Source organism: Paraburkholderia sp. BL6669N2, from assembly GCF_003387275.1.
GTDB lineage: Bacteria > Pseudomonadota > Gammaproteobacteria > Burkholderiales > Burkholderiaceae > Paraburkholderia.
This window is the reverse complement of the sequence record NZ_QUNA01000002.1, coordinates 803,642-824,852: the sequence shown is the minus strand read 5'-3', so window position 1 is coordinate 824,852 and position 21,211 is coordinate 803,642. Positions and strand designations below refer to the sequence as shown.

Sequence of the window (21,211 nt, the reverse complement as noted above, 5' to 3'; positions counted from 1 at the left end):
GCGGGTGAATATCCATACTCGGGTTCTTCTATGTAACGGTGTCTATTGCGTAACCGGCATTTGCACGCCGATCGCCTCGGATTTCCGAACCAGATCGGCAAGCGAAGAAGCCTTCATCTTGCGCATCACAGAAGCGCGATGCAGTTTGATGGTAATCACGCTAAGCCCGAGGTAGGAAGCAATCTGCTTGTTCAGCGCTCCGCTTATTACATACGAGAGCACCTCGCGCTCGCGGCGCGTCAGAAGGGCGAAGGATTGTTGAAGCTGGTCGCGCACGTTGTTTCGGGTTCGACGCTTGTCGTCGGAGGATAAAGCCGAGTTGACGGCGTCGATCAGTTCCTGGTCCGCGAAAGGTTTGACCAGAAAATCGACCGCGCCGCCCTTCATAGCCGCACGACATACTTGCACGTCGGCAAATCCTGTCATGAAGACGATTGGGATGGGTGGACGGCTCTCAGTCTGCTGCTGGAATACCAGGCCGCTCTCGCCGCGCAGGCGAACGTCAAGCAGCAGGCAGCTTGCGACATCTTCCCGGTCAGCTGTCCGGAACTCGGCGGTGCTGGGAAATGCCACCACGCGCAGCCCAACGGAACGCAAAAGTGTGTCGAGCGACGCGCGCATCGCCGGATCGTCGTCGACTACGTACACGACGGGAATAGCATCGATGTTTTCTTCCGCGTCTAACATTTTCGCCCGCCAGTATCATCGTCAACTAGGAATTGTATTGACTAAAAAAGTTGGTGGCAGGACGCAGTTCCCTCCTTTTGTGCCATGTTGTGTGGAGACTGAAAGGAAACGCTGCAACGCGCTTCAGTCGGTGCCCGTGACCTCCGACTCGGGCCGGACTTGGCGCCGCAACGCCTGCGGTGGCTCCCCGTACATGCGGACAAACGATCGTCGCATGCGTTCGGGATCTGCGAAGCCGGTCTCCCGGGCGATCGTGTCGATAGTCCAGGACGAACTCGTCACCAGGTCCCTGGCCGCTTCGACCCGGATCCGCTCGACCGCTTTAGCAGGGGACAACCCAGTCTCGTCCTTGAAGCGGCGCGTGAACTGACGCTTGCTCATCTTGGCCAGGTCCGCCAGTTTCTCGACGGCCAGGTCCGCGCTGAGGTTCGCGCGTACGTGTGTGATCACCTCATGGATCCGGTTCGTGCGCGCCGGATGCTCGAGCAGCACGGACGATTGCGGCTGCGATCCAGAACGTCGCCATCGTTCGAGGACCATGTCTTTCGCTACCTGCAGTGCGGCATCGGCTCCGAAATCTTGCTCCAGCATCGCAAGCGCCATATCGACGGCCGTAGTCATGCCAGCCGAACTCCAGCGCGCGCCATCACGTACGAAAACAGAATCTTTCACGACCGAGACCGTCGGGTAACGGTCTCTCAGTCGGTCGACAAAAGCCCAGTGCGTGGTCGCGCGCCGGCCGTCGAGCAGGCCCGCCTCCGCTAGCAGGAACGCGCCGAGGCAGATAGACGCCATTCGCTCCGTCCGGTTCGAAAAATGCAGCAGTAGCTCGCGCATGCGGTCGCTAAGCGGCGGCGTCGCAAGAGAGGCGCCTACAAATACAGTGTGAAAGTCAAGTGCCTGAGCTGGTTTAGTCGACGCCTGCATGCCGAACGACGCTTCGACTGGCCCTCCGTCTTCGGAGATCACGTTTACTTCATATAAAGTTCGCCCCGCTCTAAGGTTAGCGATTTCAAACACAGACAATGCAAGCAGACTCACCACTTGAAATTGTGGGACGACGACTAGTCCGATGCGACGCATACAAGCCCCATGCGAAAAGGATCGATGAGTGAGTCGACGACGCTGAGAAACAAAATAATGGAAACACGCTGCCTTGGCTGCAGCATGGTTGCCGGGTAGGCTGTGATGCTACAGGAAAACCGTCATCGATCCACCTCGCCATTTTGAAAGGCCTTTGGGTGCGCTCAGCCGATTGTTGACGATTCTACTTGTATGTGTGAGGGTCGCATTTTGGCCGACTACTGCCTGATGCGTTAGGCTGGACCCGACCCGTTTCTGTCCTTCAGTTAGTTTCTTCGAATGTCACCACGGCGCTCAAAAGCAGCCACAGCAGGGGCCCGCTGTGGAGATCCAGGTGTTATGTCAAGAAGTGATCGCTGATGGGCCCCAGGCTAAGTGGGACCCGCTTAGCGCCTGCGGCGCAGTTCACGGCGACATCTCGCTGGCGCCAAAGATGCTGGCCAGCCCGACCGATTGTGGTTCGCGAAAGCGCGCCGCATCACGCGCGGGCGGCACACCAAACTGGCGTGCATATTCGCGGCTGAATTGACTCGGACTTTCATACCCCACGCTGAAGCCGACGCCTGCGACATCTCCTTGCTGGGCCAGAAGGCGAGCACGGGCCGTCTGGAGACGGATCTGCTTCTGGTATTGAAGCGGACTCATGGCAGTCGCTGCCTTGAAATGGCGGTGGAATGACGCTGGGCTCATCCCCGCCAACGCAGCCAGACGCTCCACCCGCATCGTCTCGGCAAAATTGGTGCGCAGCCATGTGATGGCACGGCTCACCTGCGAGAGGCGGCTATCTCCCAGGGCAATCTGACGGACCATGGGGCCGCATGGGCTTTGCAGGATTCGCCAGAACACCTCGCGCCGGATCATGGGCGCAAGGACGGCTATGTCCTGCGGCGAGTCAAGCAATCTGACCAACCTCCACATCGCATCCAGAAGATCCGGCTCCGCGCGGTTGACCTCCACGCCGGCAGCGGCGCCCCACCGGGATGTCGCGGACTCCTCCTCGATCAGGCTCGCGACGAGCCCCAGGTCCAGGTCCAGCGTGACGGCGGAGTATGGCGGCTGGGTGACCTGCCCTGTCGCCGGCAGGTCCACGGAGACGGCCACATAGTCGCCCGGCTCGATGTCGAAAACCCGGCCGCCAAGCACCGTCCGCTTCGCCCCACCCAGGATCAACGCGAGGACTGGCCTATGGACCACGTAGGTCGTCACCGAAAGATCCGTTTCGACATAGAGCGTCAGTCCATCGACATCCGTCTCGGTCGGGCCTTCCTGGCCATGACTCTCCACCAACGCGCGAAGTTCATTCAGGTGGTCCACGCCTGCCTCCAAACGCCTCAGGGCATTGCGCCCCTCCGGAAACACTGATTGAGAGGATTGTGCAAGAGGTTGGCGGCATCGCGCTACCGCGGCAAACCCCCCCCGCGATTCAATGAGGCATCCCCAAACGCGAAGTTGAACAAGGAATCCGTCATGACGCACACACCGCAAAAACCCATCGCTTCCGGCTTCGGCGCCGCATCGACCGCTGCCGGGGTCATCCAGGGCATCGATCTGACCGGCAAGACCGTCATCGTGACTGGCGGCGCCTCAGGGATCGGCATCGAGACCGTCCGCGCGTTCCGCTCCGCGGGCGCCCGGGTCATCGTACCAGCCCGCGACACGGGCAAGGCGAAGGAGGCCCTGGCCGCCATGCCGGACATCGTCGTCGAAGCGATGGATCTGCTCGACCCGGCATCGATCGACCGCTTCGCCAGCCGCGCGCTGGCGCTGACGGACAAGGTCGACATCCTCGTCAACAACGCCGGCGTCATGGCCGCGCCGCTGACGCGCGATGTCCGCGGCTACGAGATGCAGTTTGCGGCCAACCACCTCGGCCATTTTCAGCTCACCTGCAGGCTCTGGCCGGTCCTTGTCCGGGGCGGCGGCGCGCGCGTCGTGGCGCTCAGTTCCTATGGGCATCGCCGCGCCGGTGTCGATTTCCACGACCCGCATTTCGAGCGGCGCGAGTACGACCGCTGGGTGGCCTACGGCCAGTCCAAGACCGCCAACGCGCTGTTTGCCGTCGCACTGGATTCGATCGGCCGCGGCCAGAACGTGCGCGCGTTCGCCGTCCACCCCGGTGGCATTGCCACGCCGCTCGCGCGCCACATGCTGCCGTCCGAGATCGAGGCCAGCCAGATCTTCGACGCAGAGGGCCAGCCGGTCATTGATCCGGAGAACAACAAGAAGTCGCCCGAACAAGGCGCCGCCACCTCAGTGTGGTGCGCGACGAGCCCGCAACTGGCCGGCATGGGTGGCGTGTACTGCGCCGACTGCGATATCGCGGTCGCACTGCCCAGCGACGATAGCCCCGAGATGCATGGCGTCCGGCCCCGCGCCATCGACTCCGTCGCCGCCGGCCGCCTGTGGCAGCTCAGCGAACAGCTGACTGGCGCGACGCCGGGCTGAGATCACCACGAAAACAGAGTTAGGAGCATCAAGATGAGAACGCTGTCACTTGGAAACCAGGGCCTGACGGTCAGCGCACAAGGCCTGGGATGCATGGGCATGAGCACCACCTACGGGCCGGGCGACGAGCAGGAAAGCCTCGCCACGCTCGGGCGGGCGCTCGACCTCGGCGTGACCTTCTTCGACACGGCCGAGGCCTATGGCCCGTTCATGAACGAAGCGTTGCTTGGCAAGGCCTTCGCGGGCCGGCGCAATCAGATCGTGCTGTCCACCAAGGTGGGCTTTCGGTACACCGACGACGGCAGGCTTGCCATGCACGGCGACGTGCCCATAGTCACTGGCGACCCGACCCATATCCGCCAGGCAGTCGAAGGCTCGCTGCGGCGCCTGAAGACCGATGTCATCGACCTCGTCTACCTGCATCGCATCGACCCCGCGACGCCGATCGAGGTCACCATCGGCGCGCTCGCCGGCCTCGTCCACGATGGCAAGATCCGCTACATCGGCCTCTCCGAGGCATCGGCAGCAACGATCGGCAGGGCCCACGCCGTGCACCCGCTCACTGCGGTCCAGATGGAGTACTCACTGTTCGAGCGCGGCGCCGAGCGCAACGGCGTGTTGGCAGCCGTCAGGGAACTGGGCATCGGCTTCATCTCCTGCTCGCCGCTCGGCCGGGGCTTCCTGACCGGCACGCTGAAGGACCTGGACACACTGCATCCGACCGACTTCCGCCGCTTCGACCCGCGCTTCCAAGGCGAGAACCTGCAAGCCAACCTGCGGCTGATCGACTGCATTGCGGGCATTGCCGCAGCCAAGGGCATTGAGCCCTCCCAGCTCGCCATCGCCTGGGCGATGCATGCCGGCACGGTGCCGATTCCCGGGACGCGGCGCATCAGGTATCTCGAAGAGAACGTCGCCGCTGCCGCTGTCACGCTGACCCTGGACGAACTGCGCGCGCTCGACGAGGCCGCCCCGTTCGGCGCCGCAGCGGGCGAACGCTATTCGTCCGGAATGGTGACCACGCTGGGCCACTAGGACATTCCTTTTTTCAACCAGGAGCAAGCCATGTCGAAACAGATCGATTCCTCGCGTCGCACTGTCCTCAGTTCCTTGGCGCTCGGCGCCGCCCTGGCGCAGTTCGGCGCGATGGGCCTTGCCAACGCCCAGACCCGGGCGACCAACCCCAATGGTGGCCACACCTCGTTCGCTGCCCTCAAGCAGATCAAGGCGGGCGTGCTCGATGTGGGCTATGCCGAGGATGGCCCGGCAGACGGGCCGCCCGTGCTGCTGCTGCACGGCTGGCCCTATGACATCCACAGCTATGTCGATGTCGCGCCGATCCTGGCTAGGGCCGGGTACCGGGTGATCGTGCCCTATCTGCGCGGCTACGGCAGCACCCGCTTCCTCTCCGCCGAGACGCCACGCAACGGCCAACAGGCGGCGGTGGCCGTCGACATCATCGCGTTCATGGATGCGCTGAAGATCGACAAGGTCGTCTTCGCCGCCTATGACTGGGGCGCGCGCACCGCCGACATCATCGCGGCGCTGCGGCCGGAGCGCTGCAAGGCGCTGGTATCGGTCAGCGGCTATCTCATCGGCAGCCAGGAACTGAACCGGGCGCCGCTGCCGCCGAAGGCCGAATTGCAGTGGTGGTACCAGTACTACTTCGCCACCGAGCGGGGCGCGGCCGGCTATGCCAGGTACACCCATGATTTCGCACGCCTGATCTGGGAGCTGGCCTCGCCGCAGTGGCAGTTCGACGACGCCACCTTCGCGCGCTCAGCGGCGGCCTTCGACAACCCCGACCACGTCGCGGTCTCGATCCACAACTACCGCTGGCGGCTCGGCCTGGTGCAGGGCGAGTCGCGGTTCGACGCGCTGGAGAAGAAACTCGCGGCCCTGCCGGGCATCGGCGTGCCGACGATCACTATCGAGGGAGACGCCAACGGCGCCCCGCATCCCGACCCGGCGGCCTATGCCAAGCGCTTCACCGGCAAGTACGAGCACCGGCTGTTCAAGGGCGGCGTCGGCCATAACCCGCCGCAGGAAGCACCCGAGCAATTCGCCAAGGCCGTCATCGACGCCGACAGGCTTTGAGAACAATCCCGGCAACCCCAACCCGAAGGAGCATTCCCATGATTACCGAGACCGACAAGGTTCTCTACACCGGCAAGACCCACCCCACGGGCGGTCGCGACGGCGCAGCGCGCAGTGCCGACGGTCAGCTCGACATCAAGCTGTCGCCTCCGGGCAGCCCGGGTGCCAGCACCAACCCGGACTTGCTTCGCTGTCTGGAGTAATCCTCCATGAATGTGACGCACAACTCCTTGACCGTGGGGGCAGCGCGGACGGTTGCCTTGGCGGCGCTGGGGTCGCCGCCCCGGCGCACCTCGGTCAGCCATTCTTGCGCCAGCGCACGGGCCTGCTCAACGGTCAGTTCACCTCACGCGCCCTGAGCCTGTGATCCGGAAGGCACGGATGAAGACGATCGGGCCTGGACTTGAGTATCAAGGGGCGATGTCCGTGCACGGGAACTACATCGACATCCATATGGACCTTTTGCGCCGGCTGTGGCCTGAATCTGGTGGTGGCAGCGATTACGCTGTGGAACACGGTGTACCTGGAGCGGTCGATTGCCGCCTTATGGCAGCAGCGCGAAATCGGCGACAGCCTGATCTCGCACGTCGCGCCGCTCGGCTGGAACCAGGCAGCATCCCTCTTGGGCGTGATGACACATTGCTGAAGCTCTGTCTCGGCGAGAAGCACGGGGTGACATCGCTCGAACCGAAGTCATCGTCAGCCGGGATGGCCATCGAATCATCGAATCTGAGCCGCTGCACACAGCACTTGAAAATGGAGCTAGCTCGTCCGACGAATCGTCGGTCGCCGCCTTACCGTGTTGACGCGAATATTGTCTTTTACAACCTCGTTCGCGAGATTCTTTGAAAACATCATCAGCGCGGCTTTGGTCACGTTATAAATTGGCTCGTAACCTAGTGGCTGCGCCGCACAGATCGAGGCGTTGTGCAGGATCGCTCCGCCGCCTCGCTGCTTCATCGCCGGCACGATTCCACGCGCGAGTCGCACCGCGGCCATCACATGCAACTCCCAGTAGGCCTGCCATTTCTCGTCTGGCGCTTCCATAAGTGTCTCGTTGCTGCCGGTGCCTGCGTTGTTGAACAGGATGTCTGCGCCGTTAAACTCTTGGATCGCCGCGCCGACCAGGGCGTCGACGCCTTCCGTCGTCCCCACATCGCACGCAACCGGTACGACGCGCACGCCGTGACGCGCAGCAATGTCAACGGCAACCTTTTCGAGCCGTTCGCGTTGTCGGGCAGCCAGGACGAGATTCACGCCTTCGGCTGCAAACCCTTCCGCGACCGCCAGTCCAATGCCGACACTTGCGCCCGTAAGCACCGCAACTTTCCCGCGCAGTCTCAAATCCATGATTCGTCTCCGTTTCATTTTCGTGTAGCGTGCGGTATCGATTTACGACTAAGAATCGAGTAGCCGGAGCCCACACTCGCCATTCCGGTCAACCGCTCAAACGCTGAGGTGAACGGCGGAACCTACTCGACTCGAGTGTACTGCTATCCTGGTTGCCCAAAATTTTCTAAACCGTCGCTGCCGGCCTCGCGCTTGCGAAGAGCAGCCTCTGCATCGATCAGGTCTGCCTTCAGCATTTCGTGCCAACGCCAAAGCACCCCCTCCATAATTGCTCGTTCGCCATGGCGAGCAAGCCACTCACCGCCGCGATGGTGCCGCAGATAGCTAGCCAAACCGACGCCAGATCCCAGAACCCAAATGACCTTCCCCAAAGTGAGCGGCCATATTCAGCCTGACTCCCCTTAGTGTTTGCGAGAGGCGCGCCTTTTCCGAATCCCGAGCTTCGCCTCCTCCGGCCCGGGAGCAATAGTTGGCCGCGCAGCCGCGCGTTGCGCATCGCGGTCAGGATTATCCTTGTGTCTCCCTGGCGCGACAGCTTACGCGCTACGGGAATCGAACTTCCGTGAGTGTTTCGCATACTTCCCACAAGCGTCGCGCAGATGCCCGGTCTTGTGCTTGCGACGCAATCGCAGCATTTCCCACACGGTCGCCGCGCATCTCCATCCAACCGGTCGGACCGTAGTAGCCGCCGCCAGTCACGTCCGGCGATGTCGCCGCATACAGAGTCGGCAAGGCGCCGGCGTCGTCACTATTCAGGAGCGCGCCGATCAGATGGCTTGCCACGGCGCGCATGGCGCTATCGACCGCAGAGCGCTCTCCGGCACGAAACAAGTTGGTATTTGCGACGCCCGGATGGACGGCGACCGACATCACACGCGAGCCGCTCGCTCGCAACCGACGGTCAAGGTCGAGCGCGAACATCAGATCGGCGAGCTTTGATTGCTGATACGACTTCATCGGCGAATAGTGTCGTGTGGACTGGAGGTCGTCGAAATTGAGGCGTCCACGTTTGTGAGCAATAGACGCAACCGTCACAACACGCGGGCGTTCAGCCGCGTCGGAGCTTTCCAGCAGCGGCATCAACAAGCCTGTCAAAGCAAAATGTCCGAGCACGTTGGTACCAAATTGAAGTTCGAACCCGTCAGCGGTTTCGAGCCTCTTTGGCGGTGCCATTACTCCTGCGTTGTTGATAAGCGTATGAAGCGGACGCTGCTCGTCAAGCTGGCGACGCGCAAAATCCCGAATCGATTCAAGAGATGCGAGGTCCAACGCTGCCAGCTCGGCACTAGCGCCGGCCGCATTGGTCTTTAGACGGCCTAATGCCGCTTCTCCGCGACGCAGGTCCCGGCATGCCAGGATCACATGCGCCCCCCTTTGCGCGAGCACCAACGCGGCGTGGTAGCCGATGCCGCTGTTTGCTCCAGTGACCAGAATTCGTTTGCCGTCCAGCTGAGGGATGTCGGTCGGCGTCCAGGTTCCTTTCATGTAGGCCTTTTCTTTTTGCATCGTGATTGAGAATCCAGCCTACCACTGGCACTACCCGCCCGTTCAGCAGACGACGCCAGCATCGTCAATATCCCGTTTGACATCGAATTCAGTTCGAAAAATTTTTGACAAAATTTGTCGCTCAGGAGCATTAAGATTTTCGAGTGGATACACAAAGTGCAGAAATCATCCATCTTTGCCATCGTATACTGGGTGCAGTCCTCGAGAAGGACTGCCGCGTGGCTGGTCGGTTAAAAACAGCAGCGGCCACGGGATACCCCGGGACTGTGGGATAGTCTTGAGAACCCGGGCGAGGTGGCGAAGTTAGCGCCTTGAGACGAACGGCTGACGGGTGACGCTGGCTCCGGGGTGCATTGAATAGATGCTCGCGAGTTGGGTCTGAAGGCTCTCTGCGGGATGAGGGCTGGGCTCAACTCCACCAGGATGCATCTCGAAAAACAGAGCATGCATCTTGAGAAATGCTTTCAAACCTCTACAGGTGAGACAAGAACGGATTATCCATTTGGAGAGACGTTCCGCAATTCGATGGCGAATCACTTGCCACAAAAAGCTGTCCTGCCCGCTTGCCCTCTCGCCGCGCAGAATGAGGGACGCCGTATCGCTTTGTACTTCAACCTCGTTCGCCGGCTCGGGATCGATCTTGAGGTAGGTTGGCTTACACGAGCGCGAGGGGAATTTCATTCACTGCTCGCCCAACGGCCGGCCATCAATACCCGAGCTTCGTCGCGATCCATATAGAGCTTCCTCTTTCCGTCGGCCGCGTCACCCTACCGCGAGCATTCATTCGCGAGATGTGCCGCCATCAGCCTCTTCGCGTGAGCGATAGACGGTTCGAATCCGATTGCGCGACGGCTTGCTCGTTTGCCGCGATACCTCTACGCATCGCCCCGCTATATCGAACGCTTCGGCTTGCCAGGCGAGCCAACGACGGTCGTGCAACACGAGTGCTTGCGCCTCAACCCCGCCGAGGTCAATGGGTGGAAGCTCCAGAAGGAAAAGAAACGGTAGAGGTTGCAGTAGGTGGCCGGTTTCTGCTCAACAGCGTCGGTATGATCCGGCGACTGGCGACACTTGATCTCGGTATCGCTGTACTACCAGAGGAAATCGCGGCCGATGACGTCTCTGCAGGCCTGTTGCGCCGGGTGATGCCAATGTGGCAAGCGCCATCGGTTCCCTTCTATGCGATTACCGAGACGCGGTTGCTGCCTGCGAAAACACAGCGGTTCATCGAGTTTTTGCGGGTGCAGCTAGGGGGAGGCCCGCCCGCAGCCCCACATGAAGGATAAAAGTCGCCGCCATGTCGTGCGCAACTACGCTTCACTTGCCGCGCCTGCGACGTGCGCGGTTTCGATTCGGTCGCTTATGGCTAGTGAGCTGGCGAAGAGAGAATTGCAAGCCACCCATTCGCATAACTGAAGGTCAGCTATCGCTGGAGCGCGAACTTACGCAAGCCGAACAAGACGTCATAGTTGCTGGCTCTCGAATGGACATTCGAGGGACTCTATCCAACTATTCCGCCGATGGAGCAATGAGGGCACACGCCGAGGGCTTGCCGGCCGCCGCAGCGGCGCGGATGTCCGGTGACCGCAAAGGCGCCGCGCACCTGAACGGCACGCAACTCTGCAGTGCGTCCGACTCCGGCTTGTCGATGATCGCCTCCAGCGCGGCGGTCACCGGCAAGCCGGCGCGTGCTCGCATAGACTTTCCGAAAGCAACAACGCGGACAATGAACCCGTCACATGGTCGGCACCGTATTTTCGAATTATCAGCCTATTTGGCAACGTCAGAACGTATGACGGATGCCAACCGTCACGCCTGTCTGATCGGCACCGGGCGCGACGTCGTTGCCTGCTCCGCGTACGCCGACCGTTGAGAACGAGCGGTTATTCACGTAGGCGCCCTCAGCGTACAACTCCGTGCGCTTAGACAACGCATAATCCGCAAGCAGGACGCCCATGGTCGGTCCGCCGTGCGGATTGCGATACTGGCTGTGATACACGCTCGCAGAAATCACAAATGGCGCGGTCACGCGATAATTAACGCCGCCCCAATACAGCATCGAACTAACCGGCGTTGACGTATTGCTGACGTTGAGCCAGCGCACGCCCACGAGCGCTTTCACCGGACCGAAGTCGTACGAGCCACCAAAAAGTGCGCGACTTTGCGTATTGTTTTGCGTTGCGATCGACGTGCCTTGAATCTGATCGTACGTAACGCCTGCACTTAGCGGACCGTGGTCGTACAGCAGAGCCGCACTCATTTCGCGGCCCACTTTCGTCGCGCCCGGAACGTTCGCGCCGTTCGGGATCGTCGAGTCGAAGCCAGTGCTATAGAGGGCCGCGAATGTGAAGCAGGCTACATTGACGCCGTAGCGAATCGAATTGTCCGCACGATTCACCAGTTGACTGTCAAGTGACTGCGCCGAATAACTGGGATTCAGTGTCAGTGGGTCATATTTGTACATCAACTCATACAAGAGATTCTGATGCCGACCCAACGTCACCGTGCCGTACGGCGTCGAGATCCCGACGAACGCCTTGCGACCAAAAAGTCGCCCGCCCTGTCCGAGCGTTCCATTGTTCAGGTTGAATCCGCTCTCGAGGGTAAAGACCGCCTTGTAGCCACCTCCAAGGTCTTCGCTACCCTTCAAGCCCCAACGGGATCCTGCGAGATTGCCCGACTGCATGCGCACCGCCGACGAGGATAGTCCGCCCTGCGCAACGACATGATTCGCGTACTCGATGCCGACATCGAGAATGCCGTATAACGTTACCGAACTCTGCGCATGCACGCTCGTCGATGCAACCAGACCCATGCCAGCAATGAGCGGGCCAACCAAGAAGCTTTTCATGATTTTTATTTTAAGGATACCGTATTATTCCGGATGCGCTAAACCAACGTCGCGCGTGTTTCCTGGCCGGAACTTCGACGCCATCCACGCCCTCGCGCGGAAAGCGTCGAAGCCTTCGTCAGATCTTGAAGCTCTCCAGCGTCGCCGGATGGAACAATTCCTGGGGCTCGAGCCTGCGGCACGACAAGCCTTCCGCGTGATGGCGCGCAAGGAAGCGGTCCAGCACGTGGCGGTTTGTATCGAAACCGTAGGACCAGAAATCGTCCCCAAGCAGTTGACGCGCCGCGCGCAACTGTTCTTCCACGAACGGCAGCGTCACCTTCGTCGCCGATGTGTCGCTCAGTTTTGCAAGCGCCACGTGTTTCGAACGTTCGAAAGCTTTGGCAATTGCGCCTGGCAGCCACGGATGCTGCTCTGCGAGCGTCCGTCGCACGCCGAGCAGATGCATGATCGGAAACAGCTTCGTGCGTCGATACCAATCCGCAGCGGCTTTCTGCGGATCGTCATATAAGTATTTGATGCGCGGATTGCCGTTACTGAAACACGACGGCGCGCGCGGCCCAATCACCGCGTCGATTTCGCCGGACGCGAGGAGCCCGGAGATCGTCGCGTGGTCGGGCGCATTTTCCAAGCGCACGTCCGCGGGCAGATTCAGCGAGATCTTCTCCTTGCGGCCCGCCTCGTCGTAACCACCGCGCACCCACGTCACATCCGACGCCTTCACGCCATGATCTTCTTCGAGAAATAGTCGCGCCCAGACGTTGGCCGTCAACTGATACTCGGGCACCCCGATCCGCTTTCCCTTCAGATCGGCCGGCGAATCGATGCCGCGATCGTCGCGTACATAGATGGATGTATGGCGAAACGCACGCGACGGAAACACCGGCACGGCAATGTACGGGCTTGTGCCGGCCGCTGTCTTCACGCTATAGCTGCTCAGCGACAACTCACAGATGTCATAATCTGCGTGACGAAACGCACGGAAAAAAATCTCCTCCGGATCCTGCAACATGAAGACCGGATCGACGCCATCGATCTGGACCTCGCCATCCACGAGCGGACGCATGCGGTCGTAGTTTCCCACCGCCACAGACAGATTCAGCTTGCTCATCACTTCTCCTCGTTAACCTGATGGTTCGATTGCGACATCGCAGGCATCGCTGAGTCTTCGATAAGGACGTCGCGTTGTTCTTCACCCGATCGCAGCATTGCGATGCAGATTTCCAGCGTGCCGCGTGCCCATCGTCCATCATGCAGCGGCGCTACGCCGTCCTGCACGGCTGCGACCAGCTCGTCGATCACTTCGCTGCGCGGCACCGTCGGCGTATCGAGCGCGATCCGTTCGCGCAACTCGTCGCCATACACGATGATGCTGTCTGGCAGCGGCCGCAGATCGCCTCGTTCGCACGACACGATCACCGGCCCGAAGTGCTGATGCTGGCGAACATCGTCCTCGTCGCGTAGCGGCGGCCTGTACGCACTACCCCCATACGTACCCGCCGCTTTCAGGCGCGCTTCTTCGTCGGAAGAACGGACGGCCGACAGTCTGCGCCGCGCGCTGCCGTAATCGTCAGGCCGCTTAGCCTGTCCCATTTCACCGGTCCAGCCTGTCCACTCGTCCGAATCGAAGTGCGCGTAACCGTTGTACGAAAGCGTCGCGAAAGCGCCGCTCTCGAACCACAGCGTTGCGCTATACGCTCCTTCGGTGGGGCGGGTCGTATCCCAGTTGCCAACCGCCGCACGAACGCGCGTCGCCCGACTACCCGCCAGCAGCCGCACGACGTCCACCTGATGTGCGGCCTGACTGAAGATCGCGCCGCCGCCTTCTGCCGTCGACAATTCTTCAGGGCGTCGCGGCCGAAACAGGTAGTCGGTATAGTTCAACGCGTGAATCATCCGCACCGGACCGTATGCGCCGGATCCAATCATGTCTCGCGTGCGCAGATACGGTGTGTCGAAGCTATGGCAATGTCCGACGATCAAATGCACGTTGGCATCGCGACACACTTCGATCATCGCGTCACACTCGGCAAGCGACAGTGCCATCGGTTTTTCAACCAGAACGTGCTTCCCGCGCCGCGCTGAGATCTGCGTATGCGCCGCGTGAAACTGATGCGGACTCGCGATATAGATCGCATCAAGGTCCGCCATCGCAGCGAGTTCGTCGATGCTGCTGAACGTCGGCGCATCGAAGTCCGCCGCAAACTGCGCGCACGCCGAGGCGCGCGGATCACACGCGCCCGCGAGTTTGACACGCACGTCCGCGAGGAAGGTCGGTAACATCAACGAGAATGCGCGGCCCAGTCCCGCGACGCCTATCCGTACGGGCTCCATCACGCCTTAACCTGGTAGTTCGATTCGAGTTCCAACTCACGCCCGCGGACAGCGCGAACAGGCTGCGCCGCGAACTGACGCCAGTCGGTTTCTTTTGGTACGACCGACTGAAAGGAACATATGTCACGCGGAATCGCCTTGTCCTCAGTACCGATCGCCGTGTCGCCCGCCTGGAACGCTTTTACTGCATCGAGCATCACCCGACGGAATTCGACGACCGCGACGTCGCTCGCACCGAGCCGCTCGTCCGAGCGATTCGCGATTGGACCCATCGTCACCCACATTGCGATGTCCTGATTTGGAAAGCCCATGATGCCGGTAAAGTTTCCCGCTTTCATCGCTTCGCGGTCCTGCCAGAAGTGGTTTTCCATATTTCGCAGCGGCCGGTACTGCTCGTCGAGATCGACACCCACGCGTTGGCCGAGGAACTTGCGCCATGTTTCCGTCTCCGGCGTCATCGCAGGATCGCCCCATGCGATGAAGTAGAACGCGGTATGCGTGTCGTCGCATGGCACGTTGATGTTCGCGACGTTGTACAGGTTGTTCGGCGGAATCAACGCGGTCGCCGGTGCGACGAACACTGTCGAGCGCACGTAATCGTGCGTCGCCGCGTTCTGGATCGGCCGGCGCAGCGCAGCGTAGCGAAAGCCGTAGCTGGTGCGATGCACCTGCATGCGCGGCGCCTTGTCCGTCGACGGACGGAGCCAGTTCTTCGACGTGGCTTCTGCACCGCCAACCCGCGCCGGCACGAAGTCCGAGGAGTGCAGGCTCGAACTGTGTGCAGAATCGATTGCGCCTTCCAGCACTTGCGCCCAGTTGCAAGGCAATATTGCTTTTGCAATACTCACGCGCGTGTCGGCTGTCGGCGCCCAAGCGGGCGGCACGAACGCTGGAATCGCGTCCTGCGGTCCCATGTACGCCCACACGAACCCACCCCATTCCTTCGTTTCGTATGCCTTGTGCCTGACCTTCTTCGCCATGTCACTTGCCGCCGGCTCGGACACCATTTCGACGATGTTGCCCTTCACGTCCATCTTCCAGCCGTGATACAGACAGCGTAGGCCACAGTCCTCATTACGCCCATAGACGAGCGACACGCGGCGGTGCGGGCAATACTCGTCCATCACGCCGACATTGCCGTCGGTGTCGCGGAACACCACGAGGTCTTCGCCAAACACACGCGCCTTGACGGGTGCGCCGTCCGGCTCGCTGACTTCTTCGATCAGGCAAACCGGCGTCCAGTGACGACGCATCATCTGACCCATCGCCGCATCACCTTCCACGCGGCAAAGCAATTCATTTTCTTCGATCGTAAGCATCTCTCGACTCTCCTGACTTGTCTACGGCAACAGCGCGCTCAGAGATCGAGCACCAGTTCACCGCCTTTCGCCCTTGACACGCAGATCATGATCTGCGACGCCTTTTCGTCTTCACCTAGCACCATGTCGCGATGGTCGGCTTCGCCAGCACACAGCGTCGTGCGGCACGAACCGCAGGTGCCGCTCTCGCACGAACTAGGTGCGCGAATGCCGTTGTCGCGCAGCACTTCGAGAATTGACCGGTCCACCGGAATATCGAAGCATTGACCCGAGCGTGCGAGCTTCACCGCGAAGGCTTCGTTTTGCGCGCTCAACGCTGCATCGACACCGAAGCTCTCGAAGTGCACGCTGCCTTGCGGCCAGTGGCCCGTCATGTCCCGCACGCAATCCATCAGCGCGCGCGGTCCGCAGCAGTAAACGTGCGTACCGCTGCCCGGTTTCTCGAACACGGGCCAGAAATCGAATGCGTTCGCGGTGTCGCCGAGGTCGTGATGCACGACCACGTGCGACTTCCATTCGGGACCGGCCAGTTCGTCGATGAACGCGGTCATCTCGGGGCTGCGCGAAAGGTAATAGAGCTTGAAACGCGGACCGTCGGTGGCTTTCAGATGACGCATCATCGACAGGATCGGCGTGATGCCGATGCCTCCCGCAACGAACACATAGCTGCGTGCGCGGTCGTTCAACTCGAACTCGTTGCGCGGTTCGGAAACCTCAATCAGATCGCCCTCGGCGACATCGTCGGTCATGCTGATCGAACCGCCGCGTCCAGCCGCGTCGCGCTTTACCGCGATTACATAGCGGTCGCGTTCGGCCGGGTCGTTGCTCAATGAGTAATTACGATTCGCGCCGCTCGGCACACGCACCGTAACGTGTGCGCCCGCCGTGAACGTCGGCAATTCGCACCCTTCCGGATCGCGCAGTTCGAAACTGACAATACCGTCCGCGACGTTCCGCTTGCCTGCGACAACAAGCTTCGCGAACTTCGGCTGATGGTCTTCGGTGTTGCTCATCTGCTGCTCCTTGCCTGCTGATCTGTGTTGTCTCTCTATGTCTCTGGACGAAAAGCAAATCTCGTTATCGATAAATTTTATATTAGATCTCTAAGTAAATTGGCGCAAGCGGGTTTTCCCTGAGACGCAATGTCGACTCAACGCACACGCGTAAAAAAATGGCGCCGGAAGGCACCGTTCTACGACGCGAGAAAGCTGCACGTCAGTTGCGCTGCGCCTTTTCGCGCAGAGAATTGGCGGGCACACCTAGCAGGACGGCGAGTCCGCCGAGCACCACGAGTGCAGCAATCGCGGACAGTCCGATAGACAGACTGCCGGTCACGGTCTTGACCCAGCCGAGCGCAATCGGACCGCAGAACGCGCCAACCTGCCCAAGACTACTGATCGCGCCGATACCGGCGGCCGCTGCGTTGTCGTCGAGATACGCCGGTGGTATCGACCAGATAATGGCGGCCGCAGCGAAGTACGAAATGGAGATCATGCTGAGACAGACGATCGCCGCCGTCGTACTGTTCGAGACCAGCGGCAACATGAAGCCACCAAGACCGCCGATTGCTGTGGATGCAAAGAAGTGCCAGCGTCGTTCGAGCGTCACGTCCGAGCTTTTCGCAACTACGAACATTCCGAGCGCACCCACGATATAAGGCAGTGCTGAGAGCAAACCAACATGCAGCACATCCGAGACGCCGGCCTGGCGGATGATCGTAGGCGTCCAATAGTTAAGGATCGTCCCGCACAGCGGGACCGTGCCCCAACCGGCCGCAAGAATGTACACGCGCGGGTCTTTTAGCGCCGCGAGCAACTGGCTGCGGTTGTGCACAGCGGGCTTCTTCCCGGCGCGATCGGCGGCGAGCGCGTCCAGGATAATCTTCTTCTGTTCAGCATCTAGCCATCGTGCCGCTTCTGGTTTGTCAACCAGATAGAAGAACGCGACCACCCCCATAAACAGCGCGGGCAGGCCTTCGAGGAAGAACAGCCATTGCCAATTGCGAAAACCGAGCACGTCGACGAAGTTGTGCAGAATCCAGCCCGACAGCGGCCCCCCGATGATCCCCGCCGCTGCGATCGCGAGCAAAAACCGCGACGTGATCCGCGCGCGCCGTGCCCCCGGATACCAGTACGTCAGATACAGAATGATGCCAGGCCAGAAGCCCGCTTCGGCTGCGCCGAGCAGAATGCGCGCGACGTAGAACTGCGTCGGCGTCGTCATGAAGGCCATCGAGGTAGAGATCGCGCCCCAGAGGATCATAATCCGCGAAATCGTCAGACGTGCGCCGATTCGCTTCAGCAGAAGCGTGCTCGGCACTTCGAGCGTGATGTAGCCGATGAAAAACAGACTGACGCCAAGACCATATGCGGCGTCGCTGAGTCCTAGGTCCTGTTTCAGATGCAACTGCGCGAAGCTGACGTTGACTCGGTCCAAATAGTTGAGCACCCAACATACGAAGATGAACGACATCAGACGCCACGTCACCTTCTGATATGTCGCTTCAACGCGCGCATGCCTGGCGGCGTCCGCCTCGGATGAAAAAGGGGTCATTGCGGATTTAGCCACCAGTTTGTCTCCACTGCGCGAAAGGGTAAGACGTACGCACGAGCGGTTATGCCGCACGTTGCCGCGTCTCGTTGCTTAGATATCTAACTATAATCATATGGAGCAGCCAGCTTTCCCACAAGCTCGGGTTTGCCCCGACAGCGGAACATATATAGGTCGGCGGATTGAGGCGGAATATCTTGAGGAGCTACACGCAGCATGGCCCTCGGCTCGCTCTACGACGGATCCCGTGCGGCAAACGGCTATCATGTGGGTTCATCGACACATGAAGCTCGCCATCGTGACAAACCGAAAAAAATCCGCGGTCGTCGCGCCGCGTGAAACCGCCGAGATGCTGCGTCACTGGCACGACGCTGTCCCGAACGACCGCCTCGCGCACCTTGTCAAAGACGCCACACGTTCACTCGTGCGCGCATTGCAGATGCGTCTCGCCGAGCATGAAGTGTCGTTCGGACACTGGACCTTTCTGCGGATTCTGTGGGAAACGGACGGATTGACGCAGCGCGAACTCAGCGCACAGGCTGGCGTGATGGAGCCGACTACTTTCACTGCGGTGAAGGCCATGGAAACGCTCGGCTACGTCGAGCGGCAACAGATGCCGGACAACAAGAAGAATGTACACGTCTTTCTGACGCCGGCTGGTCGAGCTCTAAGGAAGAAACTCGTTCCGCTCGCTGAGGAAGTCAACGAAATCAGCGTTGCGGGCCTGAGCGAACGTGACATTCTGACAGCTCGCAAGGTGCTGCTCGCGGTGATTGAGAATCTCGCCGAAGACGAATCCGGCTCGACAAATCCGCTCCGTCGCGTGCCCTCCACGCGGGAAATCGGGCGGCTTATTGCCGAACGCGGAGAGGCGACTGACGACGCTTGAGTGTCGCGTGACCCGGGTCGCTGCGACTTAGGAATTTCATTCCACCCACGTCAACTACGTGACAGTTCGCGTCACGCTGTCCGGTCATCCTTGGTCGCCAGCACGTGATCCGCGGCGACGTATTGCTTCCCTGCGGTCTTCGATCATGTCTCACTCGGTCAGGTGACTATCGTGTCCGTCATTTAGGTAAACGATATGCAATCTCAAGATGAATATTGTGAGCTGCGTTCGAAATCTGACACTGTACGGTGAACAATACGAGATGGCTGATACGCGTGGCGGCGGCTCCAACCAGGCCGTGGTGGTATTTTTATTACATATCTAATAATATGCGCTGTGCAATGCGCGACGCCAAGTGCCCGCGTGCTTTTTTCGATAAATTGACCGGCTCGAATATGGATGCAACCACCCACTCAGCAATGGCGCGCAACGTCCGCGACGCGCGGCTCGCACAAAAGTACGCGGTACGTATCGGCGGAGGCGAGAACCATCGGCGTGGTCTTTATGACGGCATCGTCATCAAGGAAAACCATATCGCAGCAGGCGGCGGCCTCGCGCCGACGATTCGAGCCGCCCACGGGCTTGGGGCACGCGTGCCACTTCAGGTCGAGGTAGAGACGTTGGACGAGTTGGCCGAGGCGCTAGCGGCCGGTGCGAATGCGATCCTGCTCGATAACTTTTCCTTGGAGCAGATGCGCGAGGCTGTGCGGATTAGCGAGGGGCGTGCCGAACTAGAAGTATCCGGCGGCGTCACGTTCCCCGCCGCAACAACGAAGCAAGGCATGAGTTCACCGCCGACGTTTCTGCATTTGCCAATGCGTCGGGTGGCGATTTGGTGTACGGCATTGAGGAAGACGGCGAGGGCCGAGCACGGCGGTTGGCAACGCGGACGAGGAAGCTCGACGTCTGCAGGACCTATTGCTTAATAGCGTACAGCCGAGGATACCCGGCGTACAGGTTCGTACAGTGCCTGTCGGCGGGGGCTTTGTTATAGTTGTTCGGCCACACATCAAATCGCGCAACGGTTTGTATTTCTCGTACATTCAACGGCCTTAGGTGAGCGAGCTTTCAAAGCGCCCAGCCAATCTCACGAAGCACAAATCCCGTTGCATGGACGGCGAGGCTTGCATCCTCTTCCGTAACATCTCGCAGATTACGGCGATGGCGCTCGTTTTCTTTCCCACGGGGATGCAACGTATTAACCACCTCAAGGCTGGAGCGAAGAAGTATGTGACTACCTTGGCCGAAGTGCTTCTGAATTGCGCTCATACACCTGGCAAGATCCTCTCCGAGCAAAGAGCTGTCGCTCGAGAGCTGGTAAAGCCACCTTGAGATCAGCACAACACAGAGATTTCGGCACTGGTCGACGACCGATGTCGGCAATTCACGGTAGGCTGCGTCGAGCACGCGCTGATACGCCTGCTTCACCGGGGCGAGGTTGTCCGGGCTGACCCTCGATTCGTTCAAGGATGGCAGAACGGCGAGCGCCGACTCAGCACGAAGGATAACCAGGACATCCTGACCGACCGTCGATTCAGTTTGCAATATCCGCCAGGTCGAGAATGATCCATCCGTTCCGATCGCCAGCTGCATTCCCATGCCCTGTGCTGGCTTGAGAAGCAGCTCTGAACAATGCATGTAAACGCACAGTTGCTTCAACACTCTGCCGTCGCTTCTTCCACTCGCCAGATCTGCCGCTGAAAACGGGCTAGCGTCTACGAGCGCACTCTCCCATCCCGCGTTACCAAGCGTTTGATAAACCCTGCCACGTCGAACGCGTGATACCGGATCGAACGATTCCTCACGGAAAATCCATGCAAATGGATTGCGGTCAATTCCTTGGGGCAGATCCGAAAAGTCCGACGGCGCTTGTATCAACTTGCACTGCGACACGACGGGTGTCGGTACTGCGAGGTACCGCGGATCTTCCTTGCCTTCGTATATCTGACCGGTCGCACGGTCTATCCCAAGTCGAGACATTTTTTCTTTATTGTGAGGGACAGCTTCGATGTTGTTCCGCTTGCCGAGATGCAATAGCAGCGGCAAAAAGTAAAGCTCGCGGGTTGCGTATCTACCCCTGTTCGTAACCGGCGTGACAAC

The 21,211-nt window shown here is 60.3% G+C and carries 19 protein-coding genes and 5 pseudogenes; 8 read left to right on the top strand and 16 right to left on the bottom strand.

Features of this window, described 5'->3' with window-relative positions:
• Positions 1–42 precede the first annotated feature (42 nt).
• The 3 genes from B0G80_RS26300 to B0G80_RS26290 all read right to left on the bottom strand — a co-directional run bounded on the left by B0G80_RS26300 (position 43) and on the right by B0G80_RS26290 (position 3,084).
• Complete coding sequence (locus B0G80_RS26300) at positions 43–687, bottom strand: response regulator transcription factor (protein WP_116120845.1); 645 nt, start codon at positions 685–687, stop codon at positions 43–45.
• A gap of 123 nt (positions 688–810) precedes the next feature.
• Positions 811–1,770 (bottom strand): GlxA family transcriptional regulator, encoded by a 960-nt coding sequence (locus tag B0G80_RS26295; protein ID WP_116120843.1) that lies wholly within the window; start codon positions 1,768–1,770, stop codon positions 811–813.
• 405 nt (positions 1,771–2,175) lie between these two features.
• The gene (locus tag B0G80_RS26290; protein ID WP_116120841.1) at positions 2,176–3,084 is read right to left on the bottom strand and encodes an AraC family transcriptional regulator; all 909 of its coding nucleotides are present in this window, start codon (positions 3,082–3,084) and stop codon (positions 2,176–2,178) included.
• A 153-nt stretch (positions 3,085–3,237) separates the two neighbouring features.
• Here B0G80_RS26290 and B0G80_RS26285 point away from each other — a divergent pair, with 153 nt between their 5' ends.
• From B0G80_RS26285 to B0G80_RS26270, 4 genes and pseudogenes are all read left to right on the top strand, one after another.
• Complete coding sequence (locus B0G80_RS26285) at positions 3,238–4,215, top strand: oxidoreductase (protein WP_116120839.1); 978 nt, start codon at positions 3,238–3,240, stop codon at positions 4,213–4,215.
• Between the two features lie 33 nt (positions 4,216–4,248).
• Positions 4,249–5,250, top strand: a complete 1,002-nt coding sequence (locus tag B0G80_RS26280) for an aldo/keto reductase (RefSeq protein WP_116120837.1) — start codon at positions 4,249–4,251, stop codon at positions 5,248–5,250.
• A 30-nt stretch (positions 5,251–5,280) separates the two neighbouring features.
• On the top strand, positions 5,281–6,312 hold the full coding sequence (locus tag B0G80_RS26275; protein ID WP_116120835.1) for an alpha/beta fold hydrolase: 1,032 nt from the start codon (positions 5,281–5,283) through the stop codon (positions 6,310–6,312).
• Positions 6,313–6,350: 38 nt separating this feature from the next.
• Positions 6,351–6,500, top strand: a pseudogene (locus B0G80_RS26270) (peroxiredoxin); the annotation flags it as partial.
• On the opposite strand, the pseudogene B0G80_RS47235 reads toward B0G80_RS26270, so the two are convergent.
• A pseudogene (locus B0G80_RS47235) lies at positions 6,494–6,658 on the bottom strand (integrase); the annotation flags it as partial. The pseudogenes B0G80_RS26270 and B0G80_RS47235 overlap by 7 nt on opposite strands.
• 129 nt (positions 6,659–6,787) lie before the next feature.
• Here B0G80_RS47235 and B0G80_RS46080 point away from each other — a divergent pair.
• Positions 6,788–6,916 (top strand): annotated as a pseudogene (locus B0G80_RS46080) (Tn3 family transposase); the annotation flags it as partial.
• 158 nt (positions 6,917–7,074) lie between these two features.
• On the opposite strand, the gene B0G80_RS26255 reads toward B0G80_RS46080, so the two are convergent.
• The 4 genes from B0G80_RS26255 to B0G80_RS26245 all read right to left on the bottom strand — a co-directional run bounded on the left by B0G80_RS26255 (position 7,075) and on the right by B0G80_RS26245 (position 9,849).
• Complete coding sequence (locus tag B0G80_RS26255) at positions 7,075–7,662, bottom strand: SDR family NAD(P)-dependent oxidoreductase (RefSeq protein WP_258879040.1); 588 nt, start codon at positions 7,660–7,662, stop codon at positions 7,075–7,077.
• Between the two features lie 143 nt (positions 7,663–7,805).
• Positions 7,806–7,994 carry a hypothetical protein gene (locus tag B0G80_RS45395; protein WP_147309916.1) on the bottom strand — a complete coding sequence of 63 codons (189 nt, stop codon included), beginning with the start codon at positions 7,992–7,994 and terminating at the stop codon, positions 7,806–7,808.
• A 211-nt stretch (positions 7,995–8,205) separates the two neighbouring features.
• Positions 8,206–9,168, bottom strand: coding sequence for an oxidoreductase (locus tag B0G80_RS26250; protein ID WP_258879039.1), 963 nt, complete (start codon positions 9,166–9,168; stop codon positions 8,206–8,208).
• A 303-nt stretch (positions 9,169–9,471) separates the two neighbouring features.
• Positions 9,472–9,849: a hypothetical protein gene (locus B0G80_RS26245; RefSeq protein ID WP_116120831.1), complete on the bottom strand. Its 378-nt coding sequence runs from the start codon at positions 9,847–9,849 to the stop codon at positions 9,472–9,474.
• Positions 9,850–9,999: 150 nt separating this feature from the next.
• Here B0G80_RS26245 and B0G80_RS26240 point away from each other — a divergent pair.
• Positions 10,000–10,454: pseudogene (locus B0G80_RS26240) on the top strand (LysR substrate-binding domain-containing protein); the annotation flags it as partial.
• A gap of 223 nt (positions 10,455–10,677) precedes the next feature.
• Here B0G80_RS26240 and B0G80_RS26235 read toward each other — a convergent pair.
• From B0G80_RS26235 to B0G80_RS26205, 7 genes are all read right to left on the bottom strand, one after another.
• Entirely contained in the window at positions 10,678–10,866 is a 189-nt protein-coding gene (locus B0G80_RS26235) for a hypothetical protein (protein ID WP_116120830.1), read from the bottom strand.
• A gap of 85 nt (positions 10,867–10,951) precedes the next feature.
• Positions 10,952–12,019, bottom strand: coding sequence for a porin (locus B0G80_RS26230; protein ID WP_116120828.1), 1,068 nt, complete (start codon positions 12,017–12,019; stop codon positions 10,952–10,954).
• A gap of 118 nt (positions 12,020–12,137) precedes the next feature.
• Positions 12,138–13,130 (bottom strand): ABC transporter substrate-binding protein, encoded by a 993-nt coding sequence (locus B0G80_RS26225; protein WP_116120826.1) that lies wholly within the window; start codon positions 13,128–13,130, stop codon positions 12,138–12,140.
• Positions 13,130–14,353, bottom strand: coding sequence for a Gfo/Idh/MocA family protein (locus B0G80_RS26220; protein ID WP_116120824.1), 1,224 nt, complete (start codon positions 14,351–14,353; stop codon positions 13,130–13,132). The genes B0G80_RS26225 and B0G80_RS26220 overlap by 1 nt, the downstream gene beginning before the upstream one ends.
• The gene (locus B0G80_RS26215) at positions 14,353–15,672 is read right to left on the bottom strand and encodes a Rieske 2Fe-2S domain-containing protein (protein ID WP_116120822.1); all 1,320 of its coding nucleotides are present in this window, start codon (positions 15,670–15,672) and stop codon (positions 14,353–14,355) included. Before B0G80_RS26215 ends, B0G80_RS26220 begins: the two co-directional genes overlap by 1 nt.
• 38 nt (positions 15,673–15,710) lie before the next feature.
• A complete protein-coding gene (locus B0G80_RS26210) occupies positions 15,711–16,685 on the bottom strand; it encodes a PDR/VanB family oxidoreductase (protein WP_116120820.1) in 975 nt (324 codons plus the stop codon).
• A 202-nt stretch (positions 16,686–16,887) separates the two neighbouring features.
• Positions 16,888–18,225: an MFS transporter gene (locus tag B0G80_RS26205; RefSeq protein ID WP_116120818.1), complete on the bottom strand. Its 1,338-nt coding sequence runs from the start codon at positions 18,223–18,225 to the stop codon at positions 16,888–16,890.
• 346 nt (positions 18,226–18,571) lie between these two features.
• Here B0G80_RS26205 and B0G80_RS26200 point away from each other — a divergent pair, with 346 nt between their 5' ends.
• Positions 18,572–19,111 (top strand): MarR family winged helix-turn-helix transcriptional regulator, encoded by a 540-nt coding sequence (locus B0G80_RS26200; protein ID WP_258879225.1) that lies wholly within the window; start codon positions 18,572–18,574, stop codon positions 19,109–19,111.
• A gap of 443 nt (positions 19,112–19,554) precedes the next feature.
• Positions 19,555–19,866: pseudogene (locus tag B0G80_RS47230) on the top strand (nicotinate-nucleotide diphosphorylase (carboxylating)); the annotation flags it as partial.
• Positions 19,867–20,179: 313 nt separating this feature from the next.
• Here the strand turns inward: B0G80_RS47230 and B0G80_RS26185 are convergent.
• Positions 20,180–21,157: a hypothetical protein gene (locus B0G80_RS26185; RefSeq protein ID WP_258879038.1), complete on the bottom strand. Its 978-nt coding sequence runs from the start codon at positions 21,155–21,157 to the stop codon at positions 20,180–20,182.
• Positions 21,158–21,211 lie beyond the last annotated feature (54 nt).